The organism is Microbacterium deminutum (assembly GCF_039530205.1).
GTDB classification, from domain to species: domain Bacteria; phylum Actinomycetota; class Actinomycetes; order Actinomycetales; family Microbacteriaceae; genus Microbacterium; species Microbacterium deminutum.
In genome coordinates this window covers 248631-262654 of sequence record NZ_BAAAOG010000001.1, presented here as the reverse complement: position 1 = coordinate 262654, position 14024 = coordinate 248631, and the positions used below count along the sequence as shown (strand labels likewise).

The window sequence follows — 14024 nt, the reverse complement described above, 5'->3', positions numbered from 1 at the left end:
CGGCCCGCGAGTGGTTTCTCAACCGAAAGGTGGTTTCTCCAGCGCTGGCTGGGGGATGCCGAAAGCGCGGCCGCTGGCGGGCAGATGCCGAAAGCGCGGCCGCCGCGAGGGGATGCCCAAGGCGCGGCGGCAGCGGAGGGATGCCGAAGGCGCGGCGGCAGCGGAGGGATGCCGAAAGCGCGGCCGTGGCCAGTGGACGCCGCAGGCGTCCCCCATGTTTGCCTCCCGCTCCCCAACCGCCCGCGAGAAACCACCAACCCGCCGACTCCCCGTCGACCGCGTGATGTCTCGGCCTAAGAGTGGTTCCTCCGCCGGGAGGTGGTTTCTCAAGCGCTGGCTGGCGGATGTCGAGAGCGCGGCCGCGGCCAGTGGATGCGCCGGGCTACCCGATGGTTGCTCGCACTCCCGTGCAGCCCGCGAGAAACCACAAACCCGCCGACTCCCCACCCGCGGCGTGATGTCCCGGCGGGAATGCGATTTCTCGGCGGGATCGTGGGTTCTCATGGCGGCGGCCCAGGCCGCCCCGCCGCCCGGCAGCCCGAGGCCGCCGCCCGCGACGGCCTACTGGAACAGCGACGCCAGGTCAGCGGGCTGCGGCAGCGTCGAGTTGGCGATGACCTTGCCGTTGATGGCGATCGTCGGCGTGCCGATGCCGCTCGCGCCGGGCTGCACGGGGGTCTTCTGGGTCATCGTCGTCACGTAGTCGGAGTACTTGCCGCTGTTGACGCAGTCATCGATCCCGGTGACTCCGGCGGTCGAGGCGATCTGCAGGATCTGGGCGTCGGTGAGTCCCGTCGAGCCCTCCTGGGGCTGGCTCGCGTACATCGCCCGCATGAAGGGCACGGCGGCTTGGGCATCCGCCACCGCCACGCAGTACATCGCATTCGCAGCCCGTGTCGAGTACTTGGTGCCCTGCGAGGAGTGGTCCAGGATCGCGATCGGGTGGATGCCGAGGGTGATCGTGCTGTCGTCGACCAGACCCTGGATGGCGTCGCCATAAGCCTGCTCGAACTGGTTGCAGATGGGGCACATGAAGTCGATGTAGGTGTCCATGGTCGAGGCGCCGGTGCCGACGAGGATCGCGCCCGTCTCGCTGTTGATGTTCGAGGCCTTCGGCGTCTCGCCGGTGCCGCCGCCGCCCTGCGACTGGTTGTTCAACGCGATGACGAGCCAGGCGACCAGCACCAGAGCCACGACGACCCCGACACTCACCCAGATCGCGAACCAGTTGACCTTGCGCGGCTGCCCTGCCATGTCCTCTTCTTCCTACGCGATCTCTCGCGGTGTCACGCCGAACGGTGCGAGGCCCGTGGCACCGCCGTCGGGCGCCGTCAGGACCCAGATGCCTCCATCGTGCACGGCGACGCTATGTTCCCAATGGGAGCCGGCCGAGCCGTCGATAGTGGAGACGGTCCATCCGTCGTCCTCGACGAACGTCGCCTGGTCGCCGATGACGACCATCGGCTCGATCGCGAGGACGAGACCCGGTCGCACCTCCGGACCCGGATCGGCCACCCGGTAGTTGAACACCGACGGCGACTCGTGCATCTTGCGTCCGATGCCGTGCCCGACGTAGTCGCGCAGGATGCCGTAGCCCCCCTCGGGCGCATTGGCCTCGATGTAGCCCTGTACGGCGGTGCCGATCTCGCCGAGATGCGACGCAGTGGCGAGCGCGGCGATGCCCGCCCAGAGGGAGCCTTCGGTCACGTCCGACAGGAGCTGCCGCTCGGCGACCACCGCGGGACGGGCGGGATCGGGCAGCACGACCGAGAACGCCGAGTCGCCGTTCCAGCCTTGGTACTCCGCGCCCGCGTCGATCGAGAGGATGTCGCCGGGCGCGAGCGCGCGATCCCCGGGGATCCCGTGCACGACCTGCTCGTTCACCGACGCGCAGATCGTGTGGCGGTAGCCGCGCACCATCTGGAAGTTCGACTTCGCTTCCCGGGCGGTGATGAGCGCGGATGCCGCGGCATCCAGCTCGCCTGTCGTCACACCGGGCGCGATCAGCGCGCGGACGGCGTCGAGCGCCGCCGCCGTGATGAGCCCGGGCTGCACCATAGCCCGCAGCTGGGCGGGCGACTTGTAGATCGAGCGGCGCAGAGCCACGGAGTCAGGCCGCGGCCGAGCGGATCAGCCCGCGGGCCTCGAGAGCGGCGATGACGCGATCGGTGATGTCGTCCAGCGATCCCGTGCCGTCGATGTCGTCGACGATTCCGCGGTCGCGGTAGACGTCGAGGATCGGGGCGGTCTCGCGCTCGTAGATCGCGAGACGGTTGGCGATGACCTCTTCGGTGTCGTCGGTGCGACCCTGCTCCTGCGCGCGCTGCGACAGGCGCGCGATGCTCTCGTCCCGTGGCACGTTGAGCTCGATCACGGCGTCGAGCTCGCCGCCCCGCGCCTCAAGGAACGCGTCGAGATCCCGCACCTGAGCGAGGTTGCGGGGGTAGCCGTCGAGCAGGAACCCTCCCGCGGCATCCGCCTGCGACAGCCGGTCGCGCACCACGGCGCTGGTGAGCTCGTCGGGCACGAGGTCACCGGCGGAGATGATCGCCTGCACCTGGCGCCCGAGCTCGCTGCCGGCCGCGACGGCCGACCGGAACACGTCACCGGTCGAGATGGCCGGGATGCCGTACGCCTCTGCGACGAGGACGCCCTGGGTACCCTTGCCGGAACCCTGGGGTCCGACGATGAGCAGCCGGGGTGCCCTCATCGCAGAAGCCCTTCGTAGTGACGCTGCTGGAGCTGCGCATCGATCTGCTTCACCGTCTCGAGTCCGACACCGACGATGATCAGGATCGACGCGCCGCCGAACGGGAAGTTCTGGTTGGCGCCGACCGTCGCAAGGGCGATGAGCGGAAGCAGGGCGATCAAGCCCAGGTAGATCGAGCCCGGCAGGGTGATGCGCGTGAGCACGTAGTCCAGGTACTCCGCGGTCGGCCGGCCGGCACGGATGCCAGGGATGAACCCGCCGTACTTCTTCATGTTGTCGGCGACCTCGACGGGGTTGAAGGTGATCGCGACGTAGAAGTACGTGAAGCCGACGATGAGCAGGAAGTACAGGACCATGTACAGCGGATGGTCGCCCTTGGTCAGGTAGTTCGTGATCCAGACCACCCAGGCCGCGGGCGTCTGCCCAGCCTGCGGCTGGTTGAACTGCGCGAGCAGGGCGGGGATGTACAGCAGCGACGAGGCGAAGATGACGGGCACGACGCCGGCCATGTTGACCTTGATCGGGATGTACGTGTTGGTTCCGCCGTAGGTGCGACGACCCACCATGCGCTTGGCGTACTGCACCGGGATGCGCCGCTGCGACTGCTCGACGAAGACGACGAGACCGACGACGACGATTCCGATGGCGAGAACGAGGAGGAAGACCTCGAATCCCTTGGTCTGCGCGATCGCCATCATCGAGACCGGGAAGGACGCGGCGATCGAGGTGAAGATGAGGATCGACATCCCGTTGCCGATGCCGCGCTCGGTGACGAGCTCCGCGAACCACATGATGAGGCCGGTGCCGGCGGTCAGCGTGATGATCATGAGCAGCTGTGCCCACCACACATCGTTCGTCAGCAGCTGCTGGCACTCGGGCACGCTGCTCTGACCGAACAGCTGACCGCTGCGGGCGACCGTCACCAGGGTGGTCGACTGCAGGAGCGCCAGCGCGATCGTGAGGTAGCGCGTGTACTGCGTCAGCCTGGCCTGGCCGGACTGGCCCTCTTTGTAGAGCGTCTCGAAATGCGGGATGACGACGCGAAGCAGCTGCACGATGATCGTCGCGGTGATGTACGGCATGACGCCGAGCGCGAAGATCGACAGCCGCAGCAGCGAACCGCCCGAGAACAGGTTGACCAACGACAGCAGGCCCTCGGTGCCGGAGGACTGCTGAAGGCAGGCCTGCACGTTGGGGAAGTCGACGAAGGGGGCCGGTATGTGGGCACCGAGCCGGTACAAGGCGATGATCGCCAGAGTGAATGCGATCTTCCGACGAAGGTCGGGTGTACGGAAGACCCGCGCGATGGCGCTGAACAAGAGGCTGCCTCCAGAAGGGATGCCGGTACGGACTCGCGTACCGTCATCCAGGGTAACCCAGCGGGGGCCGGAGCAAGCTCCGGCCCCCGCTGTGCACTACTTGACGGTGCTGTTTGCCGTGACGGCGTTCGCCGCCACGGAGCCGCCCGCGGCGACGATCTTCTGCTCGGCGGAACCCGAGACCTTGTCGACCGACACGTTGAGCTTCACCGAGATGTCGCCGGTGCCGAGCACCTTGACCTTCTCGTTCTTTCGGACCGCACCCTTGGCGACGAGGTCGGTGACGGTGACTTCTCCACCCTTGGGGTAAAGCTCGCCGAGCTTGTCCAGGTTCACGACCTGGTACTCGACCCGGAACGGGTTCTTGAATCCGCGGAGCTTCGGAGTGCGCATGTGCAACGGCATCTGCCCACCCTCGAAGCCGACCTTGACCTGGTAGCGGGCCTTGGTGCCCTTGGTGCCGCGACCGGCGGTCTTGCCCTTCGAGCCCTCACCGCGACCCACCCGGGTCTTGGGGGTGTTCGACCCGGGGACGGGACGCAGGTGGTGCACCTTGAGCACGCCGGGGCGCGCCGGGACGTCGGCCTTCTTGGCCGGCGCCCGCTTGGCAGCGGTCTCGGCCTTGCCCTTGGACGCAGCCTTCTTGGGCTGAGCGGCCTCGACCGCCTCGTCCTTCTTCTTCTCGGCCTTTTCAGCCATTAGTCGATCTCCTCAACCTTCACGAGGTGGGCGACGGTCTTGACGTAGCCGCGCGTCTGCGCGTCGTCGGGACGGACGACCGAGTCGCCGATCCGCTTGAGACCGAGGCTTCGCAGCGTGTGACGCTGGTTCTGCTTCTCACTCACCTTGGACTTGATCTGCGTGACCTTGAGACGCGCGGCCATCAGGCACCTACCTTCGCTGCGGCCGCGGCCTCAGCCTCGGCACGGACGAGACGGGCGGGAGCGACCTGGTCGAACTCGAGTCCGCGACGCGCGGCGACCGCACGAGGCTCTTCGAGCTGCTTGAGCGCCGCGACCGTCGCGTGCACGATGTTGATCGTGTTCGACGAGCCGAGCGACTTCGAGAGGACGTCGTGGATGCCGGCGCACTCGAGCACGGCGCGGACCGGACCACCCGCGATGACACCGGTACCCGCGGCGGCGGGGCGCAGCAGCACCACACCGGCAGCCGCCTCGCCCTGCACCGGGTGCGGGATGGTGGAGCCGACGCGCGGAACGCGGAAGAAGTTGCGCTTGGCCTCTTCGACACCCTTCGAGATCGCCAGGGGCACCTCGCGGGCCTTGCCGTAGCCGACGCCCACGACGCCGGTGCCGTCGCCCACGACCACGAGGGCCGTGAAGCTGAAGCGACGGCCGCCCTTGACGACCTTCGACACGCGGTTGATGGTGACGACGCGCTCCAGGAACTGGCTCTTGTCGGCATCGCGCGAACCGCGGTCGCGGTTGGGGTTGCGCTCGCGGCCACCGCGGCGGGGCTCGCGCTCACGCTCGGTCGTCGCCTCGGGAGCGGCCTCGACGGCAGCTGCCTGCTCGGTGGTCACTTCGGTCTCCACGTTGTTGTTGTTCACAGATTCGCTCACAGGTTCAGTCCCCCTTCGCGGGCGCCGTCGGCGATCGCCGCGACACGGCCCGCGTAGCGGTTGCCACCGCGGTCGAACACGACATCCTCGATGCCGGCAGCCTTGGCACGCTCGGCGACGAGCTCGCCGACCTTGCGGGCCTTGGCGGTCTTGTCACCGTCGAACGAACGGAGGTCCGCTTCGAGGGTGGATGCCGAGGCCACAGTGTGACCCTTGGCGTCGTCGACGACCTGGACGAACACGTGGCGTGCCGAACGGGTCACGACGAGGCGGGGACGCGACTCGGTGCCGACGACCTTCTTGCGAAGGCGGGCGTGGCGACGCGCGCGGGCGTCGCTCTTCGACTTCACAGCCATGGTTACTTACCAGCCTTTCCGGCCTTGCGCCGAACGACCTCGCCGGCGTATCGCACGCCCTTGCCCTTGTAGGGCTCGGGCTTGCGGATCTTGCGGATGTTGGCAGCCGCCTCGCCGACGGCCTGCTTGTCGATGCCGCTCACGGTGAGCCGGTTGTTGCCCTCGACCGTGAAGGTGATCCCGGCGGGCGGGTTGACGAGCACGGGGTGCGAGAAGCCGAGGGCGAACTCGACCGAGTCGCCCTTCTGCGCCACGCGGTAACCCGTGCCGACGACCTCGAGGCCCTTGGTGTAGCCCTGGGTGACACCGATGATGTTGTTGTTGATGAGCGTGCGGGTGAGGCCGTGCAGCGAGCGCGATGCGCGCTCGTCGTCAGGACGGGTCACGACGACCTGGCCCTCTTCGACCTTCACCTCGATGGGGCGCGCCACGGTGAGCGAAAGCTCGCCCTTGGGGCCCTTGACCGCGACATCCTGCCCGGCGACCTCGATGGTCACCTCGGCGGGGATGTCGATCGGCAGACGTCCGATACGGGACATGTCAGATCACCACACGTAGGCGAGGACTTCCCCACCCACGCCCTTCTGCTCGGCCTGACGGTCGGTGAGAAGACCGGAGGAGGTGGACAGGATGGCGACGCCGAGGCCGCCGAGGACCGTGGGGATCTCGGTCGACTTCGCGTAGACGCGAAGGCCGGGCTTCGAGACGCGCTTGATGCCGGCGATCGACCGCTCGCGGTTCGGGCCGTACTTCAGCGTGAGCGTGAGCGTCTGGCCGACGCGGGCGTCCTCGACGGACCACTCCGCGATGTAGCCCTCGCGCTTGAGGATCTCGGCGATGTGGGTCTTGAGCTTGGAGCTCGGCAGCGACACGGAGTCGTGGTGCGCCGAGTTCGCGTTGCGCAGACGGGTCAGCATGTCTGCGACCGGGTCTGTCATTGTCATGAGTGGTTTCCTTTGTTCATGCGGTTTCGGATGCCGTTACACGACAGCCGACCTTCCTGATTTCGGTCGTTGAGCGAGGAGCGAAGCGACGAGACGAAACGCGTTTCGTTCGCTCCGCTCGCTCTACGACCGCGGGTGTCACGCCTGTGCGTCGTCCGCCTGGAAGGGGAAGCCGAGGTGGCGCAGCAGGGCGCGGCCCTCGTCATCCGTCTTGGCAGACGTCACCACGGTGATGTCGAAGCCGCGGACGCGGTCGATCTTGTCCTGGTTGATCTCGTGGAACACGGACTGCTCCTGGAGACCGAACGTGTAGTTGCCGTTGCCGTCGAACTGCTTAGGCGACAGGCCGCGGAAGTCGCGGATGCGGGGCAGCGCGAGGTTTACGAGACGGTCCAGGAACTCCCACGCACGGTCGCCGCGGAGAGTGACGTGTGCGCCGATGGCCTGACCCTCGCGCAGCTTGAACTGCGCGATGGACTTGCGTGCCTTCGTGACGACCGGCTTCTGGCCGGTGATCTTGGTGAGGTCGTCGACCGCACCATCGATCACCTTGCTGTCGCGAGCCGCCTCGCCGACGCCGGTGTTCACCACGACCTTGACAAGGCCGGGGATCTGGTTGACGTTGACGTAGCCGAACTCCTCCTGCAGCTTCTGCTGGATCTCGGTGCGGTACTTCTGCTTCAGGCGGGGCTGGATCTTGCCAGCCTCCACGGCAGTGGTGGTGCTCATGATCAGAGGTCCTTGCCTGACTTCTTCGCGTAACGCACGCGGACGGTGCGCTTCACGCCATCCTTCGTCTGCTCCTCGACGCGGTGGCCGACACGGGTCGGCTTCTTGCTGGAGGGGTCGACGACGGCGACGTTGGAGATGTGGATCGGGGCTTCGAAGGTCTCGATGCCACCGGTCTTGGTGCCGCGCTGGGTCTGGCCCACGCGGGTGTGCTTGGTGACGTAGTTCACGCCCTGGACGATGACGCGGTTCTGCTCGACGAGGACCTCGAGGACCTTGCCCTGCTTGCCGCGGTCGCCGCCGCGCTCGGGCTTGGCGCCCGCGATGACCTGAACCAGGTCGCCCTTCTTGATCTTCGCCATGACTAGATGACCTCCGGGGCGAGCGAGACGATCTTCATGAACTTCTTGTCACGAAGCTCGCGGCCGACCGGTCCGAAGATTCGGGTGCCGCGGGGCTCCCCGTCGTTCTTCAGGATGACGGCGGCGTTCTCGTCGAACTTGATGTACGAGCCGTCGGGACGACGGGTCTGCTTGACGGTGCGGACGATGACGGCCTTGACGACATCGCCCTTCTTGACGTTTCCACCCGGGATCGCGTCCTTGACGGTTGCGACGATGGTGTCGCCCAGACCGGCGTACCGGCGGTGCGAGCCACCGAGCACGCGGATCGTGAGCAGCTCCTTGGCGCCGGTGTTGTCGGCGACCTTGAGGCGGGACTCCTGCTGAATCACTTGGCCTTCTCCAGAATCTCCACCAGGCGCCAGCGCTTGGTCGCGCTCAGCGGGCGGGTCTCGTTGATGAGGACGAGGTCGCCGATGCCGGCGGCGTTGCCCTCGTCGTGCGCCTTGACCTTCGACGTCCGACGGATGACCTTGCCGTAGAGGGGGTGCTTCACGCGGTCTTCGACCTCGACGACGATGGTCTTGTCCATCTTGTCGCTGACGACGTAGCCGCGGCGGGCCTTGCGGTAGCCACGGGCGTCGGCGTCACGGACGTCGTGCTCGGAGCTCTCGTGGCCCTTCGCCTCGACGGGCGCGGTGACCTCGACCTCGGCCACGGGGGCCTCGGTCTTGGCGGCAGCCTTCTTTTCAGTGGACTCAGCCATCACTCGGCCTCTTCCTTCACGGCCTTGTCAGCGGCATCCGCCTTCTTGGCCTTGGTCTTCTTCGCCTTGGTGGCGGTCTCCAGCGGCGCGGGTGTGGCACGGATGCCGAGCTCGCGCTCACGGATGACGGTGTAGAGCCGCGCGATGTCGCGCTTGACCGCGCGGATGCGGCCGTGGCTCTCGAGCTGGCCGGTGGCCGACTGGAAGCGCAGGTTGAACAGCTCTTCCTTGGCCTTGCGCAGCTCCTCGACGAGGCGCTGGTCCTCGAACGTGTCGAGCTCGCTCGGTGCGAGCGTCTTGGTGCCGATCGCCATTACGCGTCGCCCTCCTCGCGCTTGATGATGCGTGCCTTGAGAGGCAGCTTGTGGATTGCACGGGTCAGGGCCTCACGAGCGAGCTGCTCGTTGACGCCGGCGACCTCGAAGAGGACGCGACCCGGCTTGACGTTTGCGACCCACCACTCCGGAGAACCCTTGCCGGAACCCATGCGGGTCTCGGCCGGCTTCTTCGTGAGCGGACGGTCGGGGTAGATGTTGATCCACACCTTTCCGCCACGCTTGATGTGACGCGTCATCGCGATACGAGCGGACTCGATCTGACGGTTGGTCACGTAAGCGGGCGTCAGGGCCTGGATGCCGAACTCGCCGAAGCTCACCTTGGTGCCGCCGGTCGCCTGACCGGTCCGCCCAGGGTGGTGCTGCTTGCGGAACTTCACTTTGCGGGGAATAAGCATTACGCCGGTGCTCCTTCTGCGACGGGGGCCTCGTTGCGGGGGCCACGACGCGGACGGTCGTTGCGGTCACGGGTCGACTTGGGCGCGTTGGCCTGCTCGCGCGCGAGCTCCTTGTTGGTCAGGTCGCCCTTGTAGATCCAGACCTTCACGCCGATGCGGCCGAAGGTGGTCTTCGCCTCGTAGAAGCCGTAGTCGATGTTCGCGCGCAGGGTGTGCAGGGGCACACGGCCTTCGCGGTAGAACTCCGAGCGGCTCATCTCGGCGCCGCCGAGGCGGCCGGAGACCTGGATGCGGACGCCCTTGGCGCCGGCGCGCTGCGCGCCCTGCAGACCCTTGCGCATCGCGCGGCGGAACGCCACACGTGCGGAGAGCTGCTCGGCGATGCCCTGCGCGACGAGCTGAGCGTCGGCCTCGGGGTTCTTGACCTCGAGGATGTTCAGCTGGATCTGCTTGCCGGTGAGCTTCTCGAGGTCGGTGCGGATGCGCTCGGCCTCGGCGCCGCGGCGGCCGATCACGATGCCCGGACGCGCGGTGTGGATGTCGACGCGGACGCGGTCACGCGTGCGCTCGATCTCGATGTTGCTCACACCGGCACGGTCGAGGCTGGTCTGAAGCAGCTTCCGGATCTTGATGTCCTCGGCCACGTAGTCGGCGTAGCGCTGGCCCGGCTTCGTAGAGTCCGAGAACCACCGAGACACGTGGTCCGTGGTGATGCCGAGGCGGAAGCCGTACGGGTTTACCTTCTGTCCCATTACTTGCTCGCCTTCTTGCTGGTCTTGGCTGCGGGGGCTGCGTCAGCGACCTCCGGCGTCGAGAGCACGACCGTGATGTGGCTCGTGCGCTTCTTGATCTGGAAAGCGCGACCCTGGGCGCGGGGCTGGAAACGCTTGAGCGTCGTGCCCTCGTCCACGTACGCGTTGGCCACGTACAGGTCCTGCTCGTCCAGGTACTCGGCATCCTTGTCAGCCTTGACGCGAGCGTTCGCGATGGCTGCGGCGACGAGCTTGTAGATCGGCTCGCTCGCGCCCTGCGGCGCGAACTTCAGGATGGCCAGGGCCTCCTGAGCCTGCTTGCCCTTGATGAGGGCGACGACACGACGAGCCTTCTGAGGGGTCACGCGGATGTGTCGCACACGTGCGATGGACTCCACCATTTCTCTCTCCTCCTCAGTCGCCTAGCGGCGACGGCCCTTCTTGTCGTCCTTCTCGTGGCCGCGGAAGGTGCGGGTGGGCGCGAATTCGCCCAGCTTGTGTCCGACCATGGTCTCGGTCACGAACACGGGGATGTGCTTGCGACCGTCGTGCACGGCGATCGTGTGACCCAGCATCGCCGGGACGATCATCGAGCGACGCGACCACGTCTTGATGACGTTCTTCGTGCCTGCCCCGTTCTGGACGACGACCTTGCGAAGCAGGTGCTCGTCGACGAAGGGGCCCTTCTTGAGACTCCGTGGCATCTTCCTCTACTCCTACTTGCGCTTCTTGCCGGCGTTGCGACGGCGGACGATGTACTTGTCGCTCTCCTTGTTGGCGTGACGCGTACGGCCTTCCTTCTGGCCCCACGGCGTCACCGGGTGACGTCCACCGGACGTCTTGCCCTCGCCACCACCGTTCGGGTGGTCGACCGGGTTCATCGCGACACCGCGGACGGTCGGGCGGATGCCCTTCCAGCGGTTGCGGCCGGCCTTGCCCCAGTTGATGTTCGACTGCTCGGCGTTGCCGACCTCGCCGACGGTCGCGCGGCAGCGCGCGTCGACGTTGCGGATCTCGCCCGAAGGCAGACGCAGCTGGGCGTAGGGCCCGTCCTTCGCGACGAGACGCACCGAGGCGCCCGCGGAACGGGCCAGCTTCGCGCCGCCGCCGGGACGGAGTTCGATCGCGTGGATCACGGTACCGGTCGGGATGTTGCGGAGGGGCAGATTGTTGCCCGGCTTGATGTCTGCGCCGGCACCCGACTCGACGACGTCGCCCTGCGAGAGCTTGTTCGGCGCCAGGATGTAGCGCTTCTCGCCATCCGCGTAGTGCAGCAGCGCGATGCGCGCCGTGCGGTTCGGGTCGTACTCGATGTGAGCGACCTTGGCGTCGATGCCGTCCTTGTCGTTGCGACGGAAGTCGATGACGCGGTACTGGCGCTTGTGGCCACCGCCGATGTGGCGGGTGGTGATGCGGCCCTGGTTGTTGCGACCACCGGTCTTGGCCAGCGGGCGGAGGAGCGACTTCTCAGGCGTCGATCGGGTGATCTCGGCGAAGTCGGCCACCGACGAGCCGCGGCGACCCGGGGTCGTGGGCTTGTACTTGCGAATAGCCATAGTTCTCTAGTCCTCTGTCCCGACCGTCAGCCGACTGCCGTGAAGATGTCGATGGTGCCCGACTTCAGCGTCACGATGGCGCGCTTGGTGTCCTTGCGCTTGCCGGTGCCGAAGCGGGTGCGGCGGGCCTTGCCGACGCGGTTGATCGTGTTGACCGCAGCGACCTTGACGCCGAAGATCTTCTCGATCGCGAGCTTGATCTCGGTCTTGGTCGAGCGGGGGTCCACGAGGAACGTGTACTTGCCCTCGTCGATGAGCCCGTAGCTCTTCTCGGAGACGACCGGCTTCAGGATGATGTCGCGCGGGTCCTTGTGGATGCCGGTCATGCCGAAACCTCCTCGGTGGCGCCGGCCTTGGACGAGACGAACGCGTCGTAGGCGGCCTTGGTGAAGACGATGTCGTCCGAGACGAGCACGTCGTAGGCGTTGAGCTGGTCGAAGGTCAGCACGTGGACGTACGCGAGGTTGCGGACGCTCTTGATGGTGACCTCGTCGGCGCGCTCGATGACGACGAGCACGTTCTTGGTCGCACCGACCTCGGCGAGGAACGCCGCGGCCGACTTCGTCGAAGGCGCGCCCTCGATGCCGAACGTCTCGACGACGTGCAGCCGCTCGCCCCGGGCGCGGTCGCTCAGCGCGCCCAGCAGGGCGGCGGCGATCATCTTCTTGGGGGTGCGCTGCGCGTAGTCGCGCGGCTTCGGACCGTGGACGATGCCACCGCCGGTCATGTGCGGCGCACGGATCGAGCCCTGACGGGCGTTGCCCGTGCCCTTCTGCTTGAAGGGCTTGCGGCCGGCGCCCGAGACCTCACCGCGACGCTTGGTCGAGTGGGTGCCCTGGCGAGCCGCCGCACGCTGTGCGACGACGACCTGGTGGATCAGCGGGATGTTCGTCTTGACGTCGAAGAGCGCGGCGGGCAGCTCGACAGAGCCTGCCTTCTTGCCGTCAGCGCCACGGACGTCGAGCGCGAGAGTCGAGTCAGCCATAAGCTCAGGCCCCCTTCACTGCGTTGCGGACGTAGACGATGCGGCCGCGCGCGCCGGGGACGGCGCCCTTGACGAGCAGCAGACCCTTCTCGGCGTCGACGGCGTGCACCGTGAGGTTGAGGACGGTCACGCGCTCGCCACCCATACGGCCGGCCATGCGCATGCCCTTGAAGACGCGACTCGGAGTCGACGACGCGCCGATCGAGCCGGGCTTGCGGTGGTTGCGGTGCGAACCGTGCGAAGCCGAGACGCCCTTGAAGTTGTGGCGCTTCATGACGCCCGCGAAGCCCTTGCCCTTGCTGGTGCCGACGACGTCGACCAGCTGGCCGGCCTCGAACGTGGCATCCACGGTGAGCTCCTGACCGAGTGAGTAGTCAGCCGCATCCGCGGTGCGCACCTCGGTGAGGTGGCGGCGGGGGGTCACGCCGGCGGCCTCGAAGTGGGCCGTGAGCGGCTGGTTCACCTTGCGGGGGTCGATCTGTCCGTAGGCGATCTGCACGGCGTTGTAGCCGTCCTTCTCGGGGGTGCGAACCTGGGTAACCACGTTCGGAGCCACCTCGATGACGGTGACGGGGATGAGCTTGCCCTGCTCGTTCCACACCTGGGTCATGCCGAGCTTCGTGCCCAGCAGGCCCTTCGAAATCTTGGAGTTGATGTCAGCCATGTCGAACCTCAGAGCTTGATCTCGATGTTGACATCGGCCGGGAGGTCGAGACGCATCAGCGAGTCGACAGCCTTGGGCGTCGGGTCGATGATGTCGATCAGACGCTTGTGGGTGCGCATCTCGAAGTGCTCGCGGCTGTCCTTGTACTTGTGGGGCGACCGGATGACGCACACGACGTTCTTCTCGGTCGGAAGGGGCACGGGGCCCACGACGGTCGCGCCTGCACGGGTCACGGTGTCGACGATCTTGCGCGCCGACGAGTCGAGTCCGGCGTGGTCGTACGACTTCAGGCGAATGCGGATCTTCTGTCCCGCCATTGTCTGCTCACTCTCTTTCCGCGTCTTACCTGCCCGGGCTCCCCGGGGGCATTGGACGCACAGTGGCGCTCACGCGCCATGGCACTTCCACCAGCTTGCGCTGGTGCTGCTGCACCCATGTTCTGCTGTCAATCCGGATGCCGCGGCATCCGGTCCGTCGCCGGTCGCACGCGCACGTGCGCCCCCGTGAAGGAGGTGGTCTCGGATGTATTGTTCTGCTGCCCGCGGCCTAGGACCCGGCGCTTGCGCACCTGCCTATGCACTGCCCTG

General features: G+C 67.1%; 24 protein-coding genes. All 24 read right to left on the bottom strand.

Going from position 1 to position 14024, the window contains the following annotated elements; translation table 11 throughout:
- Positions 1-561: 561 nt before the first annotated feature.
- The 24 genes from ABD212_RS01155 to rpsJ all read right to left on the bottom strand — a co-directional run bounded on the left by ABD212_RS01155 (position 562) and on the right by rpsJ (position 13754).
- Positions 562-1254, bottom strand: coding sequence for a DsbA family protein (locus ABD212_RS01155; RefSeq protein WP_344090333.1), 693 nt, complete (start codon positions 1252-1254; stop codon positions 562-564).
- Positions 1255-1266: 12 nt separating this feature from the next.
- Positions 1267-2106, bottom strand: a complete 840-nt coding sequence (map, locus tag ABD212_RS01150) for a type I methionyl aminopeptidase (protein WP_344090331.1) — start codon at positions 2104-2106, stop codon at positions 1267-1269.
- Between the two features lie 4 nt (positions 2107-2110).
- Positions 2111-2710, bottom strand: coding sequence for an adenylate kinase (locus tag ABD212_RS01145; protein ID WP_344090329.1), 600 nt, complete (start codon positions 2708-2710; stop codon positions 2111-2113).
- Positions 2707-4029: a preprotein translocase subunit SecY gene (secY, locus tag ABD212_RS01140; protein ID WP_344090327.1), complete on the bottom strand. Its 1323-nt coding sequence runs from the start codon at positions 4027-4029 to the stop codon at positions 2707-2709. Before secY ends, ABD212_RS01145 begins: the two co-directional genes overlap by 4 nt.
- A 96-nt stretch (positions 4030-4125) precedes the next feature.
- The gene (gene rplO / locus ABD212_RS01135; protein WP_344090325.1) at positions 4126-4728 is read right to left on the bottom strand and encodes a 50S ribosomal protein L15; all 603 of its coding nucleotides are present in this window, start codon (positions 4726-4728) and stop codon (positions 4126-4128) included.
- Positions 4728-4913, bottom strand: a complete 186-nt coding sequence (gene rpmD, locus ABD212_RS01130) for a 50S ribosomal protein L30 (RefSeq protein WP_179437254.1) — start codon at positions 4911-4913, stop codon at positions 4728-4730. Before rpmD ends, rplO begins: the two co-directional genes overlap by 1 nt.
- Positions 4913-5611 carry a 30S ribosomal protein S5 gene (gene rpsE, locus ABD212_RS01125; protein WP_425561219.1) on the bottom strand — a complete coding sequence of 233 codons (699 nt, stop codon included), beginning with the start codon at positions 5609-5611 and terminating at the stop codon, positions 4913-4915. The genes rpmD and rpsE overlap by 1 nt, the downstream gene beginning before the upstream one ends.
- Positions 5608-5967 (bottom strand): 50S ribosomal protein L18, encoded by a 360-nt coding sequence (gene rplR / locus ABD212_RS01120; RefSeq protein ID WP_344090323.1) that lies wholly within the window; start codon positions 5965-5967, stop codon positions 5608-5610. Before rplR ends, rpsE begins: the two co-directional genes overlap by 4 nt.
- A 2-nt stretch (positions 5968-5969) precedes the next feature.
- Positions 5970-6506, bottom strand: coding sequence for a 50S ribosomal protein L6 (gene rplF, locus ABD212_RS01115; RefSeq protein WP_344090322.1), 537 nt, complete (start codon positions 6504-6506; stop codon positions 5970-5972).
- A 6-nt stretch (positions 6507-6512) separates the two neighbouring features.
- Positions 6513-6911 carry a 30S ribosomal protein S8 gene (gene rpsH, locus ABD212_RS01110; RefSeq protein WP_344090321.1) on the bottom strand — a complete coding sequence of 133 codons (399 nt, stop codon included), beginning with the start codon at positions 6909-6911 and terminating at the stop codon, positions 6513-6515.
- 138 nt (positions 6912-7049) lie between these two features.
- Positions 7050-7640, bottom strand: a complete 591-nt coding sequence (gene rplE, locus ABD212_RS01105) for a 50S ribosomal protein L5 (RefSeq protein WP_344090319.1) — start codon at positions 7638-7640, stop codon at positions 7050-7052.
- A 2-nt stretch (positions 7641-7642) separates the two neighbouring features.
- Entirely contained in the window at positions 7643-8002 is a 360-nt protein-coding gene (gene rplX / locus ABD212_RS01100) for a 50S ribosomal protein L24 (RefSeq protein ID WP_344090317.1), read from the bottom strand.
- A 2-nt stretch (positions 8003-8004) separates the two neighbouring features.
- Complete coding sequence (rplN, locus tag ABD212_RS01095) at positions 8005-8373, bottom strand: 50S ribosomal protein L14 (RefSeq protein ID WP_344090315.1); 369 nt, start codon at positions 8371-8373, stop codon at positions 8005-8007.
- A complete protein-coding gene (gene rpsQ / locus ABD212_RS01090; RefSeq protein WP_344090312.1) occupies positions 8370-8747 on the bottom strand; it encodes a 30S ribosomal protein S17 in 378 nt (125 codons plus the stop codon). The genes rplN and rpsQ overlap by 4 nt, the downstream gene beginning before the upstream one ends.
- A complete protein-coding gene (gene rpmC / locus ABD212_RS01085) occupies positions 8747-9061 on the bottom strand; it encodes a 50S ribosomal protein L29 (RefSeq protein ID WP_344090310.1) in 315 nt (104 codons plus the stop codon). Before rpmC ends, rpsQ begins: the two co-directional genes overlap by 1 nt.
- Positions 9061-9480, bottom strand: a complete 420-nt coding sequence (rplP, locus tag ABD212_RS01080; protein WP_344090308.1) for a 50S ribosomal protein L16 — start codon at positions 9478-9480, stop codon at positions 9061-9063. The genes rpmC and rplP overlap by 1 nt, the downstream gene beginning before the upstream one ends.
- Entirely contained in the window at positions 9480-10232 is a 753-nt protein-coding gene (rpsC, locus tag ABD212_RS01075; RefSeq protein ID WP_344090306.1) for a 30S ribosomal protein S3, read from the bottom strand. The genes rplP and rpsC overlap by 1 nt, the downstream gene beginning before the upstream one ends.
- The gene (gene rplV, locus ABD212_RS01070) at positions 10232-10633 is read right to left on the bottom strand and encodes a 50S ribosomal protein L22 (protein WP_344090304.1); all 402 of its coding nucleotides are present in this window, start codon (positions 10631-10633) and stop codon (positions 10232-10234) included. The genes rpsC and rplV overlap by 1 nt, the downstream gene beginning before the upstream one ends.
- A 21-nt stretch (positions 10634-10654) precedes the next feature.
- Complete coding sequence (rpsS, locus tag ABD212_RS01065; protein ID WP_344090302.1) at positions 10655-10936, bottom strand: 30S ribosomal protein S19; 282 nt, start codon at positions 10934-10936, stop codon at positions 10655-10657.
- A 12-nt stretch (positions 10937-10948) separates the two neighbouring features.
- On the bottom strand, positions 10949-11788 hold the full coding sequence (rplB, locus tag ABD212_RS01060) for a 50S ribosomal protein L2 (protein ID WP_344090300.1): 840 nt from the start codon (positions 11786-11788) through the stop codon (positions 10949-10951).
- Between the two features lie 26 nt (positions 11789-11814).
- Positions 11815-12114 carry a 50S ribosomal protein L23 gene (gene rplW, locus ABD212_RS01055; RefSeq protein ID WP_344090298.1) on the bottom strand — a complete coding sequence of 100 codons (300 nt, stop codon included), beginning with the start codon at positions 12112-12114 and terminating at the stop codon, positions 11815-11817.
- On the bottom strand, positions 12111-12773 hold the full coding sequence (gene rplD, locus ABD212_RS01050) for a 50S ribosomal protein L4 (RefSeq protein ID WP_344090295.1): 663 nt from the start codon (positions 12771-12773) through the stop codon (positions 12111-12113). Before rplD ends, rplW begins: the two co-directional genes overlap by 4 nt.
- A 4-nt stretch (positions 12774-12777) precedes the next feature.
- A complete protein-coding gene (rplC, locus tag ABD212_RS01045) occupies positions 12778-13437 on the bottom strand; it encodes a 50S ribosomal protein L3 (protein WP_344090292.1) in 660 nt (219 codons plus the stop codon).
- A gap of 8 nt (positions 13438-13445) precedes the next feature.
- Positions 13446-13754, bottom strand: a complete 309-nt coding sequence (rpsJ, locus tag ABD212_RS01040) for a 30S ribosomal protein S10 (RefSeq protein ID WP_013584016.1) — start codon at positions 13752-13754, stop codon at positions 13446-13448.
- Between the last annotated feature and the right edge of the window lie 270 nt (positions 13755-14024).